17 protein-coding genes are annotated in these 17,562 nt (G+C 57.7%); 3 read left to right on the top strand and 14 right to left on the bottom strand.

The features are described from left to right. Positions 1-5: 5 nt before the first annotated feature. Complete coding sequence (locus tag LQ945_RS14460) at positions 6-350, top strand: PTS fructose-like transporter subunit IIB (RefSeq protein WP_270101048.1); 345 nt, start codon at positions 6-8, stop codon at positions 348-350. Between the two features lie 15 nt (positions 351-365). Here the strand turns inward: LQ945_RS14460 and LQ945_RS14455 are convergent, their stop codons facing one another. Together LQ945_RS14455 and metE are read right to left on the bottom strand one after the other, a co-directional pair. After that, a complete protein-coding gene (locus tag LQ945_RS14455; protein ID WP_270101047.1) occupies positions 366-1,223 on the bottom strand; it encodes an AraC family transcriptional regulator in 858 nt (285 codons plus the stop codon). A 201-nt stretch (positions 1,224-1,424) separates the two neighbouring features. Continuing rightward, on the bottom strand, positions 1,425-3,716 hold the full coding sequence (metE, locus tag LQ945_RS14450; RefSeq protein ID WP_270101046.1) for a 5-methyltetrahydropteroyltriglutamate--homocysteine S-methyltransferase: 2,292 nt from the start codon (positions 3,714-3,716) through the stop codon (positions 1,425-1,427). 90 nt (positions 3,717-3,806) lie between these two features. Here metE and metR point away from each other — a divergent pair, with 90 nt between their 5' ends. Beyond that, positions 3,807-4,757, top strand: a complete 951-nt coding sequence (gene metR / locus LQ945_RS14445) for an HTH-type transcriptional regulator MetR (protein WP_044554456.1) — start codon at positions 3,807-3,809, stop codon at positions 4,755-4,757. A 32-nt stretch (positions 4,758-4,789) separates the two neighbouring features. Here the strand turns inward: metR and LQ945_RS14440 are convergent, their stop codons facing one another. Then, positions 4,790-5,653 carry a carboxylate/amino acid/amine transporter gene (locus LQ945_RS14440; protein ID WP_044554455.1) on the bottom strand — a complete coding sequence of 288 codons (864 nt, stop codon included), beginning with the start codon at positions 5,651-5,653 and terminating at the stop codon, positions 4,790-4,792. 150 nt (positions 5,654-5,803) lie between these two features. Between LQ945_RS14440 and LQ945_RS14435 the strand changes: the two genes are divergently transcribed. Beyond that, entirely contained in the window at positions 5,804-6,133 is a 330-nt protein-coding gene (locus tag LQ945_RS14435) for a hypothetical protein (protein ID WP_044554454.1), read from the top strand. On the opposite strand, the gene LQ945_RS14430 is transcribed toward LQ945_RS14435, so the two are convergent. The 11 genes from LQ945_RS14430 to livH form a co-directional block, all read right to left on the bottom strand. Then, complete coding sequence (locus LQ945_RS14430) at positions 6,114-7,070, bottom strand: AEC family transporter (protein WP_270101045.1); 957 nt, start codon at positions 7,068-7,070, stop codon at positions 6,114-6,116. The two genes, LQ945_RS14435 and LQ945_RS14430, sit on opposite strands and share 20 nt — an antisense overlap. A 105-nt stretch (positions 7,071-7,175) precedes the next feature. Continuing rightward, positions 7,176-7,922 (bottom strand): glycerophosphodiester phosphodiesterase, encoded by a 747-nt coding sequence (gene ugpQ / locus LQ945_RS14425; protein ID WP_270101044.1) that lies wholly within the window; start codon positions 7,920-7,922, stop codon positions 7,176-7,178. Next, positions 7,919-8,995, bottom strand: coding sequence for a sn-glycerol-3-phosphate import ATP-binding protein UgpC (locus LQ945_RS14420; protein ID WP_270101043.1), 1,077 nt, complete (start codon positions 8,993-8,995; stop codon positions 7,919-7,921). The genes ugpQ and LQ945_RS14420 overlap by 4 nt, the downstream gene beginning before the upstream one ends. Positions 8,996-9,011: 16 nt before the next feature. Next, a complete protein-coding gene (gene ugpE / locus LQ945_RS14415) occupies positions 9,012-9,857 on the bottom strand; it encodes a sn-glycerol-3-phosphate ABC transporter permease UgpE (protein ID WP_044554450.1) in 846 nt (281 codons plus the stop codon). After that, positions 9,854-10,741 (bottom strand): sn-glycerol-3-phosphate ABC transporter permease UgpA, encoded by an 888-nt coding sequence (gene ugpA / locus LQ945_RS14410; RefSeq protein WP_044554449.1) that lies wholly within the window; start codon positions 10,739-10,741, stop codon positions 9,854-9,856. Before ugpA ends, ugpE begins: the two co-directional genes overlap by 4 nt. A 108-nt stretch (positions 10,742-10,849) precedes the next feature. After that, the gene (gene ugpB, locus LQ945_RS14405) at positions 10,850-12,169 is read right to left on the bottom strand and encodes a sn-glycerol-3-phosphate ABC transporter substrate-binding protein UgpB (RefSeq protein ID WP_044554448.1); all 1,320 of its coding nucleotides are present in this window, start codon (positions 12,167-12,169) and stop codon (positions 10,850-10,852) included. Positions 12,170-12,482: 313 nt separating this feature from the next. Then, the gene (locus tag LQ945_RS14400; protein WP_270101042.1) at positions 12,483-13,670 is read right to left on the bottom strand and encodes a PLP-dependent aminotransferase family protein; all 1,188 of its coding nucleotides are present in this window, start codon (positions 13,668-13,670) and stop codon (positions 12,483-12,485) included. A gap of 105 nt (positions 13,671-13,775) precedes the next feature. Next, entirely contained in the window at positions 13,776-14,477 is a 702-nt protein-coding gene (livF, locus tag LQ945_RS14395) for a high-affinity branched-chain amino acid ABC transporter ATP-binding protein LivF (protein WP_020824823.1), read from the bottom strand. A gap of 3 nt (positions 14,478-14,480) precedes the next feature. Then, positions 14,481-15,248: a high-affinity branched-chain amino acid ABC transporter ATP-binding protein LivG gene (gene livG, locus LQ945_RS14390; protein ID WP_020824822.1), complete on the bottom strand. Its 768-nt coding sequence runs from the start codon at positions 15,246-15,248 to the stop codon at positions 14,481-14,483. Next, complete coding sequence (locus LQ945_RS14385; protein ID WP_270101041.1) at positions 15,245-16,528, bottom strand: high-affinity branched-chain amino acid ABC transporter permease LivM; 1,284 nt, start codon at positions 16,526-16,528, stop codon at positions 15,245-15,247. Before LQ945_RS14385 ends, livG begins: the two co-directional genes overlap by 4 nt. Beyond that, positions 16,525-17,451, bottom strand: coding sequence for a high-affinity branched-chain amino acid ABC transporter permease LivH (gene livH, locus LQ945_RS14380; protein WP_044554445.1), 927 nt, complete (start codon positions 17,449-17,451; stop codon positions 16,525-16,527). Before livH ends, LQ945_RS14385 begins: the two co-directional genes overlap by 4 nt. Positions 17,452-17,562: the final 111 nt, after the last annotated feature.

Genomic DNA, 17,562 nt, shown 5'->3' with positions numbered 1-17,562 from the left:
CACTTATGACGATAAAACTGGTGGCGGTGACGGCTTGCGTCAGCGGGGTGGCCCATACCTATATGGCCGCCGAACGGCTGGAGAAACTGTGCGCACAGGAAAAATGGCCGGTGAAGGTTGAAACCCAGGGGGCATTGGGGATTGAGAATCCGCTGACGCAGGACGATCTGGCCCATGCCGATGTGGTGTTGTTAATCAGCGATATATTGCTGGCGGAAAGTGAGCGCTTTGAGCATCACCGCTGCGTGATGATTGGAATCAATACCTTTTTACACAGCCCGGCCAAGGCACTCAGCGCGGTACGTAAGGCCGCAACATCGCCGCAAGAAACCCAGATCCGCGTGGCGTAACTATCGGGTGACGCACTAATCCCGATTTTTCAGTTCACTGTGGTATTGGCCGCGGTATTCCGAAGGGGAACGCTCGGTGTTCTTACGAAACAGGCGACAAAAATAGTTGCTGTCGACAAATCCGCAGGCGTGCGCCACCTCTTTTACCTTCATGTCATAGCGTTTGAGCAGGTGTTTCGCCTGCTCCAACCGCACGTAATTTAAATACTCGTTAAACCCCACACCCCCAGCCTTTTGAAACAGATGAGAAAGGTAGTTGGAGGAAATATAAAACGCCTGAGCTACCGACTCGCGGGTCAGGGGTTCGCGGTAATGTTCTTCCAAATAGCGACGCACTGCGTCGAACAGAGCCTGGCTACGCGAAGCGGTTTTTACCGAGGAGCCGAACAAATCGAGGGCATGACTCAGTAACCCCTTCGCCAGAAAACGGGCAGTGGATTGATCGCTTTGGTGCCAGGCCAGCTCGTTAAGCGCCTGTAACATAAACGAGCCCACGCGTGGACCACGTCGCGCCACGTTGTCTTTACCCAGCGGCAGCGTATTTTCGCCATCCCAGCCGAGCAGGCTGTACCCCAACTGCTGCTTGCCGAACAGCAGGCTGAGGGTCGTGACGGGCCGTTGCCAAAGCGGGCTATTCCACCCCTGTGCCGGAACAAACAAGAGATCCCCCGGCAGCATCAGTTGCTGTTGGATCCCATGACTGCCCTCCCACTCCATTTCCTGTTCACCTTCGATCACCAGTTCCAGACGAGGAAAATCGACCTGATAAGCCAGCTCCGGTGCCGGATGCTGATTACCGGCAAAATACACCTGTCGGATCCCCTGAACATCATCAAGCAAGGGAGCCAGCACGGCCGCGAGCGGGGTTTTCATCGAAACAATCCTTTAAATCGAGAAAAAGCGATAGCTGATAGTAACCAAAAGTGGCGCTGAAAACGTGGATTCAGGACAACAAAGACGTAGGTGGCATAGAACGAAAAATATTGATGGGAAAACGCAGGCGGGGGAATGGCTCGCCAATCCCCCGTAGCCCCCACATCAAAGAAGGGGCGCTGATGTTTTTTTGTTAACCCCTTAAACCAACTGCTCACGCAGGCGCTGTGCGGCCAGCACCATGTTGGTCAGCGATTGACGGGTTTCCGGCCAGCCACGGGTTTTCAGGCCGCAGTCCGGGTTCACCCACAGGCGCTCTGCCGGGATGTTCTGCGCAGCTTTGCGCAGCAGCGCTTCGATCCATTCCACGCTTGGCACGTTCGGCGAGTGGATGTCATACACGCCCGGTCCAATTTCATTCGGGTACTCAAACTCTTTGAAGGCTTCCAGCAGATCCATATCGGAACGTGAGGTTTCGATGGTGATCACGTCGGCGTCCAACGCCGCGATGGAGTCCATGATGTCGTTGAACTCGCAATAACACATGTGAGTGTGGATCTGCGTGTCGTCCTGCGCCACAGCGGCGTTCAGTTTGAACGCTTCCACCGCCCAGTTCAGGTAAGCAGCCCAGTCGGCTCGACGCAGCGGCAAACCTTCACGCAGTGCAGGCTCGTCAATCTGGATGATGCCGATACCGGCTTTTTCCAGATCTTCCACTTCGTCGCGCAGCGCCAGGGCGATCTGTTTGGCGATCACTTCGCGGGTCACGTCTTCACGCGGGAACGACCAGCAGAGAATGGTCACCGGACCGGTCAGCATGCCTTTTACCGGCTTGTCGGTCAGCGACTGAGCATACTTCGCCCACTCGACGGTGATGGCTTCAGGGCGACTGATATCGCCAATGATCACCGGCGGTTTTACGCAACGGGAACCGTAGCTCTGTACCCAGCCGTTTTGAGTGAATACGAAGCCGTCCAGGTTTTCACCGAAGTATTCCACCATGTCGTTACGCTCGGCTTCGCCGTGCACCAACACGTCCAGCCCCAGGCGCTCTTGTTCAACGATCGCCTGTTTGATGTGTTCGCTAATGCTGGTGCGGTAGTTGTTGCCGTCCAAACGCCCCTGCTTGAAGTCCAGGCGCAGGCCGCGGATTTCCGTGGTTTGCGGGAAAGACCCTATCGTGGTGGTCGGCCAGGCAGGCAGGTTAAAACGCTCACGCTGTGCCTGAGCTCGCTCGGCGTAAGGGCGCTGACGTTCGCTGTCCTGTGCGGTAATCGCCGCCAGACGTTGCCCTACCTGCGCATTATGTACGCGGCTGGACTGACGACGAGCACGGATTGGCGCGCTATAGGCGTCCAGTTCGGCCTGCTTGTCTGCACCCGGTGCGTTCAGCGCCGCGCTCAACAGGGCCAATTCGGTACATTTTTGCAGGGCAAAGGCGAACCAGCTCTTCACTTCTTCGTCCAGACGAGTTTCCACGCTCAGATCGATAGGGCTGTGCAACAGTGAACAGGAGGTGCCGATCCACAGTGGGCGGCTGCCGACTAACGGTTGCAGGCGTTCGAACCAACTGCTCAGATCGGCACGCCAGACGTTACGCCCGTTGATGACGCCCAGAGACAGCAGCCACGCTTTCGGCAGCGCCTTGTTCAATGCGTCGATATCGTCATGACCGGCAACCAGATCAACGTGCAGCCCCTGCACCGGTAGCTCGCGGATCGTATCGAGGTTGTGACCCACGCTGTCGAAGTAGGTGGTCAGCAGCAGTTTTACCTGACCTTGCAGCGCGTCGTAAGCCGGCTTGAAGGCGCTCAGCCATTCCTGCGGCAGCTCCAGCACCAGTGCAGGTTCGTCAATTTGCACCCACTCCACGCCGCGCTGCGCCAATTCGGCCAGCACCTGCTGGTAAACCGTCAGGATGTCTTTCAGCAGCGACAAACGGTCAAACGCCTCGCCTTTCACTTTACCCAGCCACAGATAGGTCACCGGCCCCAGCAACACCGGCTTGATTTTGTGGCCTAGGGCCAGCGCTTCGTCCACTTCTTCCAGCAGTTGGGTCCATCCCAGTTTGAACTGCTGGCCTTTGTGGAACTCAGGCACCATGTAGTGATAGTTGGTGTTAAACCATTTGGTCATTTCTGCCGCCGCTGCCGGTTTTCCGGTGGGTGCGCGGCCACGGCCAATGCGGAATAGCGTATCCAGATCGATTGAGCCATCCGCATTCTGATGACGTGCCGGCACGTTGCCCAGCAGCAGGCTGGTGGTCAATACATGGTCGTACCAAGCGAAATCGCCGACCGGCACCAAATCCACCCCGGCCTGCTGCTGTTGTTGCCAATGGCGAGCACGCAGCTCGCGGCCAACCGCCAACAGTTCTTCCTGCGTTGAGTTGCCAGCCCAGTAGCTTTCCTGAGCTTTTTTCAGTTCACGTCTTAGCCCAACGCGAGGAAAACCCAGTGTGTGATTTAAAATTGCCATCGTCATATTCCCCATTTAGCCGTCCAGATGTTTACACATCCATAATCCGCAGGTACTGTATTAACCACAAGCGCAATTTATTCACTGTCACTGTGAAGGACTCTCATGATCGAACTGAAACACTTACGGACGCTGCAGGCTCTGCGCAATACCGGCTCGCTGGCGGCCGCGGCGGCCCAACTCCATCAGACACAGTCTGCTCTATCGCATCAGTTCAGCGATCTGGAGCAGCGTCTGGGCTTCAAGCTGTTCGTTCGTAAAAGCCAGCCGCTGCGCTTTACCGCGCAGGGTGAGATCCTGTTGCAGCTGGCAGAGCAGGTGCTGCCGCAAATCCAGCAGGCGCTGCAGGCATGCCACGAACCTCATCAGGCCACGCTGCGTATCGCCATTGAATGCCACAGCTGCATTCAATGGCTGACGCCGGCGCTGGATAACTTCCGGCAGAGTTGGCCGCAGGTGGCGATGGACTTTAAATCCGGTGTCACCTTTGATCCACAGCCGGCGCTGCAACAGGGTGAACTGGATCTGGTGCTGACCTCCGACATTCTGCCGCGCAGCGGTTTGCACTATTCGCCGATGTTTGATTTCGAAGTGCGACTGGTGCTGGCGCCGGATCATCCATTGGCCAGCAAGCTGCACATCGAGCCTGAAGATTTGATTGACGAAACGCTGATGATTTACCCGGTACAGCGTCAGAGGCTGGATATCTGGCGCCATTTCCTGCAGCCCGCAGGCATCAGCCCGGCGCTGAAAAACGTGGATAACACCCTGTTGCTGATCCAGATGGTATCGGCGCGGATGGGGATCGCGGCGTTGCCGCACTGGGTGGTGGAAAGTTTTGAACGCCAGGGGTTAGTGGTGACCAAAACCCTGGGGGATGGCCTGTGGAGCCGCCTGTACGCGGCGGTACGCGACGGTGAACAGCGCCAGGCCGTCACCGAAGCCTTTATTCGCTCGGCACGCCAGCACGCCTGCAATCATCTGCCCTTCGTGCGTGATGCTGCACGCCCAAGCGCCGGCGTCGCCAGCGTGAAACCGCTGGCTTCGCAACCCTGACCGTCAGGGCAGTTCGCGCTTGGGCTGCCCGTTTATTTGCTGACCACTTTCGGTGCTACCCAGCGGCGATGCACCCACAGCGAAGCGACAATCACCGCCCCGCCGATAATGAAACTTGGCCAATGCGGCTGTTGCTGCCAGATGGCCAGATTAACCAACAGCCCGGCCGGCACATGCATGTTATTCATGATGCCCAAAGTACCGGCATCCACCTGCGTTGCGCCGTAGTTCCACATGAAATAACCCAGCCCGGAAGCCACCACGCCCAGCCACACCAGAATCCCCCACTGCAGGTTAGTGGTTGGCAGCTGCTGCGGATTGCCCCACAGGCACCAGGCGACCACCGCCACAACCAAGGCCCCCAGATAGAACCAGGAAAATGCGGTGTGTTGCGGCAGCGGGTGTACTTCCATCAGCCGTTTGTAACCGACCATCCCGATAGCGAAGCTGATGTTCGCCGCCTGCACCAGTAACAGCCCCCACCAAAAGTGCTCGCTCAACTGATGGTAACGGATAATCGCAGCCCCCAGCACCGCCAGCAGCGCGCTGAGCACATACCCCCAGCGCAGACGTTGACCGCTGATCAAGTCATAAATCAGCGTAACGTACAGCGGCGTCAGCACGGTAAACAGCAGGAATTCCGGCACCGTCAGGTACATGTAAGCACGGAAGCTGAACAGGTACATGATGCCAAGCTGGCAGGCTCCTACCAGCATATACAGCAGGATCACTTTCGGCTTGATGTTGCGCCAGCGCAGGAAAGGCAGGAACACGGCCGCCGCCAAACCGATGCGCATCAGCACCGAGAACCAGCTGTCGACCTGACCCGCCAGATATTCGCCAATCAGGCTGAAAGAAAATGCCCACAGGATGGTTGTAATCACCAGAAGCAGCACGATGGGTTCACCCTAAAGATTCAGAAAGGGCGATTGTAACGGAAGGCAGGAAAGGGCGTGATGAAAAGGAGGTTTACATCTGAGCAAAATACAAACTGTCGGCAAATTTTCACCGCTGGGTTAGGCTTACTAAAAGACGAGGAGAACATCATGAAAAGTTATCATCTGCTCTATGGCCTGTTGCTGCTGTCAGGATTGGCCACTGCAGCCAACGGCGTTACCGAGCTCAGCTCGCAACAGCAGTTTCTCAACCAACGCACTCAACAGGCGCAACAACAGCGTATGTTGAATAATCAGCAGATGGATCAGCGCCGCCTGCAACAGCAGCGGCAGTTCGATAATAATCAGCAACAACTGCAGCGAACGGCGCCAAACGGCGGGCAACTGCTGCCCAATGGCAACCAGCCGCGCAGCCCATTCAATCGCACGGCGCCGCCGGTATCCCAGGCACCGCTGCCGGCTAGCCCCGCACGCCCATGATGGTAAGGATCAGCGGCGTGGTGACCGCTGCCAGCACGGTGGACATCACCAGGCTGGTGGCGGCAGGGCCGGTCAATACGTTGAACTGCCGTGACATCAGGTAAACATTGACGCCAACGGCCATCGACCCCAGCAATACCACCACCCGGGTTTCCATCGGCGGCAGGTTCATCACCCACGCCAGCAGCCAGATAATCAGCGGTTGAACGATCAGCTTGAGGAAACAGATGCCGCTGCTGAGGCGCCAGCCTTCGCTGATACGATATTCCGCCAGCCCCATACCCAGGACCACCAGTGACAGCGGCGCGGCAACCTGACCCAGCATACTGACCGGCTGATCGACAAACGTCGCCAGCGGCAGGCCGGTCAGGCTGAACAGCGTGCCGGAAAGAATGCCGATAATCAGCGGATTGGTCAGCACGCTGCGCACGGTTTTGATAAAACCCTGCAACGTCGGCGAACCATTGCGCGCCCATTCGATGGAGATAGTCACCAGAGTCCAGAGGATCAGGCCATTAAACACCAACACCAATGCCACCGACGGGATCGCCGCCTCGCCAAGCATGACGCTGGCGATGGGCAGACCCAGCATCACGTTATTGGAGAAAATTCCGCCCAACGCAAACACCGATCCTGCCACGCCATCCAGTTTAAATACCCGGCGCGCCGTGATTCGCCCGATCACGAACACAATCAGGCAACTGCCGAAAAAGGCAATCAACAAGCGAGCATCTACCGCCGGACGCTGCGAAAAGTCGCACATCATGCGGAACAACATGGCGGGGAGAGCCAAAGAGAAGACAAAACGCGTTAAACCGTCGGTGATGGTAGCCGGCCATTTACCCCAGCGGATAAGGCCATACCCCAACACGATCAGCACAAACAACGGCAAAGAAAGCGCTATTTGGTGCCATAAAGAAACCATGAAAACTGACATCGCATCCCTTCCGTTAGCGCGGCGGCAAAGGGCTGACGTCGCAATATACAACAGGCGCCGACGGCTTTCTCACGGACGCAGCAAACTGCGCCCGTGGCAACGGGATCACTCGTTGGGAAAGTCCGGGCCGATCAAATCTATCCGGTCAGTGCAAATACAGTCAACGCCCCAGTTCAACAACAGGCGCGCACGGGCGGGCTGGTTAACGGTATAAACCAGAATGCGCAGCCCCGCCGCCTTCAGCGCCGACACCCGTTCGGCCGTCAATTCTTTATGGTTGATGTGCAATGAAACGCAGCCCAGTCTTTCGGTCAGCGCCTGCCAGTTGTCGTCCCATTGATCCAGCAACAGGCCGCGTGGGAGTTCCGGCACCGTACGCTGCGCTGCCTCAAGCGCCTCAATCGAGAATGAGGAGAGCAGCGGATCGGTCTGGCCCTGCCACAGCAAACGTGCCGCCAGCGCCACAACACGGCCGGTTTCATCATCGCTGCCGGTGGTGGGTTTGATTTCAATGTTCGCCATCATGCCGTGCTGCAGGCAGCGTTCCGACACTTCGGCCAACAGCGGCAAGCGTTCGCCCTTGTAAGCGGAGTTGTACCAGTTGCCGGCATCCAGCTGCACCAGTTTGTCCCACGGCAACTCACCCGCCACGCCCCAACCGTTGCTGGTGCGATCCAGGGTATCGTCGTGCAACAGAAATATTTGCCCGTCCTGAGCCAGTTTGGCGTCGAACTCAATCATTTTATGACCGTGGCGTGCGCCGACGTCGATCGCCGCCAGGGTATTTTCCGGCGCCAGAGAACCGCCGCCGCGGTGGGCGACAATGTGGGGATAAGGCCAGGCTGTGGTCATGATTCCATCCGTAATCCGCTATCGGTATCAAAAAAGTGCAGCGCCTGTGCAGGCAACTGCAAATATAGCGTGCTGCCCGCCGTCGGCATAGTTTCATGCGACAAACGCGCAATCACGCCGTGACCGCCCCACTGCCCATGCGCCAGGTTATCCGCGCCCAATAATTCCAGCGTTTGCAGCGCCAGCGGCACGCCCCCTTGCTCGGGGGTAGTCAGTTGAATATGCTCCGGGCGGATGCCGAGCGTCAACCGGCGACCGCCCCACTGCGCTTTTGGCTGCGGCAAATTCAGCGTCATCCCCTCCGCCAGCTGCAGCTGGCTGCCGTCTGCGCTCAGGGTACCCGGCAACAGGTTCATCGCCGGCGAACCGATAAAGCTGGCGACGAACAGCGACGCCGGGCGCTGATAGACCTCGCTGGGGGTGCCAATTTGCTCTGCCACGCCTTTGTTCATGACGATCACCCGCTGGGCCAACGTCATCGCCTCCACCTGATCGTGCGTCACATACAGGCTGGTGGTTTTCAGCCGGCGATGCAGTTGTTGCAGTTCCAGGCGCATTTGGACGCGCAGCTTGGCATCCAGATTCGACAACGGTTCATCAAACAGGAATACCGCCGGCTCACGCACGATAGCGCGCCCCATCGCCACCCGTTGACGTTGGCCGCCGGAAAGCTCGCGCGGCTTGCGTTGCAACAGCGGCTCCAGCTCTAAAATACGCGCAGCTTCTTCTACCCGCTGCTGGATATGCTGTTTGCCGAAGCCACGAATTTTCAGGCCATAGGCCATGTTGTCGAATACGCTCATGTGCGGATACAGCGCATAGTTCTGGAACACCATCGCGATGCCGCGATCTTTCGGCTCCATATCCGTTACGCGTTGACTGTCGATATAAATATCGCCGCTGGTGGTGCGTTCCAGCCCTGCCACCATGCGCAACAGCGTCGATTTGCCGCAGCCGGACGGGCCGACCATCACGATAAATTCGCCGTCCGCCACGTCGAGGTCAATCTGCTTGATCACCGGCGTTTTACCGTCGTAAGACTTGGTGACTGCCTGTAGTTTTAAACCTGCCATGTGAAAATTTCTCTCGTTACTTTTCGCTATCAACCAGGCCGCGTACAAACCAGCGCTGCATCAGAAGAACCACCGTCAGCGGTGGAATTAAAGTCAGAATCATCGCCGCCATCACCTGATTCCACTGGGTCGGCGCGCCGGAGGTGGAGATCATGCTCTTGATACCCGCCACCGCGGTGCCCATCGAGGCATCGCTGGTGATCAGGATCGGCCATAGATACTGGTTCCAGCCGTAGATAAAGGTGATGACAAACAGCGCCGCCAGATTGGTCTTCGACAGCGGCAGCACGATATCCCAGAAAAAACGCATCGGGCCGGCGCCGTCAATCCGCGCGGCTTCCAGCAGTTCGTCCGGTAGCGTCATAAAGAACTGACGCAGCAGGAAGGTGGCGGTCGCCGACGCCATCAGCGGCAACGTCAGGCCGGTGTAGCTGTCCAGCAGGTTGAGGTTGGAGATAACCTCCACCGTCGGGAAAATACGCACCTCAACCGGCAGCATCAGGGTGAGGAATATCAGCCAGAAGAACAGGCTGCGCAGCGGGAAGCGGAAATAAACGATGGCATAGGCGGACAACACCGACACCACAATTTTGCCGAAGGTGATGGCCAGTGCCATTACCACGCTGTTCAACAGCAGCAGCGAAAACGGCACCTTAAGGTTGCCCACGCCGCCCTGCCAAATATTGCGGATGTTTTCCCACAGGTGACCACCGGGGATCAGGGTCATCGGCACCTGAAACACCTGTTTGTCGTCCAGTGTAGCCGCCACGAAGGCCACGTACAGCGGGAACAGCACCACCAGCACGCCGATAATCAGCATTACGTGGCTGAAAATGTCCAGCCCGCGTCGGTTCTCAATCATTGGTAACGCACCTTACGTTCGACAAAACGGAACTGGATCACCGTCAGGCCAATCACCAGCAACATCAAGATCACCGACTGTGCCGCAGAGCTGGACAGATCCAGCCCGGCAAAGCCTTCACGGTAAATCTTGTAGATCAGCGTGGTGGTGGACTGTACCGGTCCGCCGCCGGTCGCGGCATCGATCACCGGGAAGGTATCGAAGAAGGCGTACACCAGATTCACCACCAGCAGGAAGAAGCTGACCGGCGTGATTAACGGCAGCACCAGATTGAAGAAACGCCGTACCGGGCCGGCACCGTCAATGGCCGCCGCCTCAACCAGAGAGCGGGGAATTGACTGCAGCGCAGCCAGGAAAAACAGGAAGTTATAGCTGATTTGCTGCCATACCGAGGCCAACACTACCAGGAACATCGCCTGTCCGCTGTTTTGCGCATGGTTCCAGTTGTAGCCCAGTCCGTTGAGGAAATGGGTAATCAGCCCCAGGCCGGGGTTGAACAGGAAAATCCACAGCACCGCCGCCACCGCGGGCGCCACGGCGTAAGGCAGGATCATCAGCGTCTGGTAGATTCGGCTGCCGCGCAGCACGTAATCCACTAACGCGGCGAAGAACAACGACACGACCAGCCCGATACCCGCCACCAGGAAACTGAAAATCAGCGTGGTGTAAAACGAGTCCAGGTAGTAAGGGTCGTGGAACAGTTGGGTAAAGTTGTCCAGCCCGACAAACTGGCTGGACAGGCCGAACGGATCGAGGCTTTGCACCGAGTACCACAGCGCCTCACCGGCAGGCCACAGAAAGAAGATTGCGGTGATCAGCAACTGCGGCAGCACCAGAACATAGGGCAGCCAACTGCAGCCGAAACCGGGACGGGAAGATGACATAGGGGTTAACCGTTTTCAGGTACTGAAATATGACCGTGGAAGTACGGGCTCATCATGCTGAACCCGTACTTCTGCTGGGGCACAATAAATTGCGCCCTTAACACAGGCTTACTTGGTCGAGGACTCGAAGCGACGCAGCAATACATCACCGCGCTGTACGGCAGCATCCAATGCCTGCTGTGGCGTTTTCTTACCGGTCCACACGCCCTCCAGCTCTTCATCCACGACGGTGCGGATTTGCGGCATATTGCCCAAACGCAGCCCCTTGGTGAACGGCAATGGCGGCTTGTTCAGCATTTGACGCGTCGCCACGTCCGCTCCCGGATTCTTGTCATAGAACCCCTGTTGTTTGGTCAGGTCGTACGCTGCCGTAGTGATCGGCAGATAGCCGGTCTTCTGGTGCCACTCGGCGGCGATCTCCGGCTGTGCCAGATACTGCAGGAACTCGGCTACGCCTTTATAGGTGGCGGCATCTTTGCCGTTCATCACCCACAGGCTGGCACCACCGATAATGGCGTTCTGCGGCGCATTTTTGGCATCGGCGTCATACGGCATCATGCCCACGCCATAGTTGAATTTGGCGTAATGCTTGATGTCCGCCAGCGAGCCGGATGAAGCGGTAGTAATGGCACAGTCACCGCTGTAGAACTTCTCGGTGGATTCGTCTTTACGGCCGAAATAGGTGAAGTCACCTTTTTTGTTCATCTCTTCCAGCAGTTGGATATGCTTGACCTGCAACGGTTTGTTGAACTCCAGCTTGGCGCTCGCGCCACCAAAACCATTGTTCTCCGTGGCGAATGGCACGCCGTGCCAGGCACTGAAGTTCTCCAGCTGGATCCAACCCTGCCAGCCGCTGGCATAGCCGCATTTCATGCCGGCTTCACGCAGTTTGGCGGTGTCCGCCGCCAGCTCCTGCCAGGTTTTTGGCGGCTGGTCTGGGTTCAAGCCGGCTTTCTTGAAGGCATCTTTGTTGTAATACAGCACCGGGGTGGAGCTGTTGAACGGCTGCGACAGCAGGTGTCCGCTTTTGTTGTCGGTGTAGTAACCGGACACCGTAGGCACGAATACCGATTCGTCGAAACTGATGCCCGCGTCTTTAAACACTTCATACACCGGCTTGATCGCCTTGCTGGCCATCATGGTGGCGGTGCCCACTTCGTACACCTGCAGGATCGCCGGCGCTTTACCGGAGCGGTAAGCCGCGATGCCCGCTGCCAGGCTCTGTTCGTAGTTGCCTTTATAAACCGGAACAATTTTGACGTCGGTGTGCGACTGGTTAAAGCGGTCCGCCAGGGAGTCCACTTCTTTACCCAGTTCGCCCTCCATCGAATGCCAGAACGGGATCTCGGTCGCCGCCAGTGCCTGAGTGCTGACCGCCAGGGTCAACGCGACGCACAGCGTGGTTTTGCGAATAGCGTAGGTGAGCATGCCTAACTCCTGAAAAAGCTGGTGTAATAAGCGCGTGAGCGAAAAGAATCAATTCTTGTTCGGAAGTGTTCCCCTATAGCTTTCAAGTCGCGGCTAGACGGCAACCTGATGGATCCCTCGGAGCTTAGATAACTAAGTGACAGGGAAACATCAGGGCAGGCAACAACGCTGCGGCTTGAAAGATGACGGGGATAACATGCCATGCTCGGATGACAGAAATATAACTGTCAGGTGACAGCCAGATGACGGAAGGGTGAAGTGCAGATTGCGGTTTGATGTCGGCGGCGGAGAACCTTCCCCGCCGCCGTGAGGATTACAGTGAGCGACGCAGTCGAGCGACCGCCTCCTGCATTTGCTGTTCAGTGGCAGTGGCGAAAGACAGGCGGAAAGTCGAACGGTCCGGATTGTCTGAGAAGAAGTATTCTCCTGGCACAAACACCACGCCCTGCTGCAGGGTGGTTTTCAGCCATTCGGTGGCGTTGAACGGCTGACGGAAACGCGCCCACAGGAACATGCCGCCTTTTGGCATATCGAAGCTGATATGGTCACCCAGCTCTTTTTCCACCAGTCCGGCGAGGATCTCGCCTTTTTGTTTGTACGCCGCGCGGATCTTTTCGATCTGCGCCGGCAGGCGATCCAGCCCCAGGTAACACTCTACGATGCTCTGCGACAATGCGCTGGCATGCAGATCCGCCGCCTGCTTGATGATCGCCACTTTATGCAGCAAAAACGGCGGCAGGATAGCCCAGCCCAAACGTAAGCCCGGAGCCAGGATCTTGGAGAAGGTCGAGGTATAGATAATATTATCGGTATGGCCCAGCACCTGCTGTGAAACCTGGTGCAGCGTCGCGTTACGCTCGTCGGTAAAACGCAGTTCACCGTACGGGTCATCTTCGATGATCAGGAAATTGTGCTCGGCCGCCAGCTTGACCAACAGTTCGCGACGCGAGGCGCTCAGGGTAATGCCGCTTGGGTTGCCGAAGTTCGGCACCACATACACACCCTTGATGCGCTGCGTTTTCAACAGCTCGGCCAGTTCTTCGACCACCATGCCATCGCTGTCGGACGACACCGACATGATGTTGGCTTCCGCCAGTTCCAGCGTCTGCAACGCCGCCAGGTAGGTCGGACGTTCCACCACGAACACGTCGCCCGGATTCACGATGGCGCGCATCACCAGATCCAGCGCCTGCTGGGAACCGGCCGTGACCATCACTTCATCGGCGGTGGCGGTGACGCCGCGTTCGGCACACAGCTCGCAAATACGTTCACGCAGCACCGGGCTGCCTTCGGTCAGACCGTACTGAAAAGCGCTTTTCGGCTGTTCGGTGATCGCCTGATGAGTGGCGATGCTCAGCCCTTCGAAATCAAACAGGGCATCAGAGGGGATGCCGCCCGCCAGCGAAATGACGTTTTCCATCTTACTGTGCTTGAGCAATTCACGGATTGCCGAGCTTTTTACTTTTACGATGCGCTGCGCGAGTAACCCTTCTGTGTTCATTTCTTATTCTTCTCGTAATCGTTAAAAATGTTGTAGGGGTCCGATACGCTGCGCCCGAGTCGCTCGGGGCGAAGATATTCGCCCCCTACCGCTTCGACGGGTATTTCAACCGCCCAGATACGCCGACCTTACTGCTTCGTTTGCTAACAATTCGGCTCCCGTATCTTCCAACACCACGCGCCCGTTTTCCAGTACATAACCGCGATCGGCCAGTTTCAGCGCCTGATTGGCGTTTTGTTCGACCAGGAAGATGGTCATACCCTCTTCACGCAGCTGTTGAATGATGTCAAAAATCTGCTGAATGATGATCGGCGCCAGCCCCAGAGAGGGCTCGTCGAGCAACAGCAGCTTCGGCTGGCTCATCAGTGCACGGCCTATCGCCAACATCTGTTGCTCACCGCCGGACATGGTGCCCGAGCGCTGTGTACGGCGTTCCAGCAGGCGCGGAAACAGGCCAAACACCCTTTCGATGCGCTGTTGATATTGGTGACGGTCGGCAAAGAAACCGCCCATCGCCAGGTTCTCCTCCACCGTCATGCGCGAGAATACCCGCCGGCCTTCCGGGACGATCGCCACCGCTTCGCGCATGATGCGCGACGTCTGCCACTGGGTAATGTCCTGATCGAGAAAGGTTATGCTGCCTTCGCTGGCGCGGGGCTCACCGCACAGCGTGCCAAGCAGCGTGGTTTTACCGGCGCCGTTAGCGCCGATGAGAGTGACAATCTCGCCCTGCTTTATGTTCAGGCTAACCTGATGCAGCGCCTGGATTTTGCCGTAATGGGCGGATACCTGATTAAATGACAACATAAATTATTCGCCCAGATAGGCCCGGATCACGTCCGGGTTGTTACGGATTTCTGCCGGGGTGCCCTGCGCCAACGGCGTGCCCTGGTTCACCACATAGATACGATCGGAGATGCCCATCACCAGTTTCATGTCGTGCTCGATCAGCAGCACCGACACCTTATGCTGATTGCGCAATTCGACGATCAGGTGATCCAGCTCGTCGGTTTCCTTTGGGTTCAGGCCCGCCGCCGGCTCGTCCAGCATCAGTAATTCCGGCCGGGTGACCATGCAGCGCGCAATCTCCAGCCGCCGTTGCTGGCCGTAAGCCAGATTACCCGCCGAACGGTTCGCCATCTCCAGCAGGCCAACCCGTTGTAACCAAACCGAGGCGCGCTCCAGCGCATCGGCTTCGGCACGGCGGAAGGCCGGCGTTTTCAGCAGCCCGGCGAACACGCCGCTTTTCAGATGCTGATGCTGTGCGACCAACAGGTTTTCGATCACCGTCATCTCGCGAAACAGCCGTACGTGCTGGAAAGTCCGCACCACGCCCATCCGGGCGATGGCCTGGCCGGGCAGCCCTTCCAGATGGCGCTCGCGCAGTTTGATGGTCCCGCTGGTCGGACGGTAAAAGCCGGTCAGGCAGTTAAACACCGTGGTTTTTCCGGCACCGTTCGGGCCGATCAACGAAACAATCTCGCCCTCGTTCAGCGTCAGCGCCACGTTATTGACCGCCAGCAGGCCGCCGAAGCGCATCGACAGCCCTTCGACCTTCAACAAAGGTTGCATGCTCATGCTTGCTCCCCCTTGCCTGCCTGGATATCCGCCGCCTTCAGTTTTAGCTGTGGCCGCTTCATCGGCAGCAGCCCCTGCGGCCGCCAAATCATCATCAATACCATTAAGGCACCCAGCAACAGCATGCTGTATTCGTTCAGGTCACGCATCAGTTCGCGCGACACCACCAGCAGGATCGCCGCCAGGATCACGGCGAACTGCGATCCCATGCCGCCCAAGACCACGATCGCCAACACGAAGGCCGACTCGACAAAGGTGAAGGATTCCGGGCTGACGAAGCCCTGGCGCGCAGCGAACAGCGTACCGGCAAAACCGGCGAAGGCAGCGCTGATGGTAAAAGCGGTCAGTTTGATTCTGGTCGGATTAAGCCCCAGCGAACGGCAGGCGATTTCATCTTCACGTAAGGCTTCCCAGGCACGGCCCAACGGCATGCGCAGCAGGCGGTTGATCACAAACAGCGTCAGTACCACCAGCAACAACGCCACCAGGTACAAAAAGACAATGCGATCGCTCGGATCATATTTCAGGCCAAAGAAGTTATGGAAGGTGTCCCAGCCGCCGTCACGCGCGCTGCGGTTGAACTCCAGGCCGAAAAAGGTCGGTTTCGGGATCTGGCTGATGCCGTTCGGCCCGCCGGTGATCTCGGTATTGTTCAACAACAGGATGCGCACGATCTCACCGAACCCCAGCGTGACAATCGCCAGATAATCGCCGCGCAGGCGCAGCACCGGGAACCCGAGCAGAAAACCAAAGAGGGCGGTGACCATACCCGCCAGCGGCAGGCTCTCCCAGAAACCCAGGCCGTAATAATGGTTCAGCAGTGCGTAAGTGTAAGCGCCAATCGCATAGAAACCGCCGTAGCCCAACACCAGCAAACCGGACAGGCCCACCACCACGTTCAGGCCCAGGCCCAACATTACGTAGATCAACGTCAGCGTGGCAATATCCACCGAGCCGCGTGAGACCAGAAACGGCCAGGCAACCGCGGCGATAATGATTGCTGCGGCCAACAGCTTCTGCCGGGTGGTGGTGCCATCGAAGCTCGGCAATACCCAGGCCGGGCCGGAGATTTTTTTCAGCCCGTGCTGCATCAACGGGCGCAGCAGTTGGAAGAAAAACACGATGACGCAGCCGATGCCGATCCACATCCAGCGCACTTCCGCCGCGCCGTGCACCACCAGTTTGGTGCCGTCCAGGCTCAGCTGCATGCCCATCAGGAATGAAGCCATCACAAACAGCACCAGGGTAGCGATCAGCGCGTTGAGCAAATTGAGTTTCATACCTTCTCAACCTCCGGACGCCCAAGGATGCCGGTTGGCATGATCAGCAGCACCACAATCAGCAGCGCGAACGACACCACGTCTTTATATTCGGTGCTCAGGTAAGCCGAAGTCAGCGCTTCCGCCACCCCCAGGACCAGGCCGCCAATCATCGCGCCGGGGATGCTGCCGATGCCGCCCAGCACCGCCGCGGTGAAGGCCTTCATGCCGGCCATAAAGCCAATATAGGGGTTAATCACTCCGTAGAATTGCCCGAGCAGTACGCCGGCGACCGCCGCCATCACCGCGCCGATGACAAAGGTCAGCGAGATCACCCGGTCGGTATTGATGCCCAGCAGGCTGGCCATCTTCAAATCCTCCGCACAGGCGCGGCAGGCGCGGCCCATGCGTGAATAGCGAATAAACATCGTCAACGCCAGCATCGCCAGGAAGGTAACGCCCCAGATGATCAATTGCATGGTGCTGATGGTGGCGGCAAAGCCGTTGCTTTCCCCCAGTACCCATTGCCCGGTGACCAGGCTTGGCAACGCCAGGTCGCGCGACCCCTGAGTCAGGCTGACGTAGTTTTGCAGGAATATCGACATCCCTATGGCGGAAATCAGCGCGATCAGGCGTTTGGAGCTGCGTACCGGCTTGTAGGCCACCCGCTCGATGCTCCAGCCGTAAGCGCTGGCAATCACGATCGATACCAGGAAAGCCGCGCCAATCAGCAGCCAACCGACGTCGATGCCGATCATCATCAGGGCAGCGATAACAATAAAGGAGACATAGCTGCCGATCATATACACCTCGCCGTGGGCGAAGTTGATCATGCCGATGATGCCGTAGACCATGGTGTAACCGATGGCGATCAATGCATAGGTACTGCCCAACGTGACGCCGTTGAACATTTGCTGCAGAAAATAGAGAACCTGCTCAGACATACTCTAACCCTTGGCTGCGCTTTTATAGCAAACCTGAACGCGTAGAGAAATTCAGGTAAAGGGGTGCGGGCCGGCAAGCCGGCCTGCGGGCGCAGCTAGCTGCGCCCTACC

It is taken from the genome of Serratia liquefaciens (assembly GCF_027594825.1).
Lineage (GTDB): Bacteria > Pseudomonadota > Gammaproteobacteria > Enterobacterales > Enterobacteriaceae > Serratia > Serratia liquefaciens_A.
This window is presented reverse-complemented; position numbering and strand designations above follow the sequence as displayed.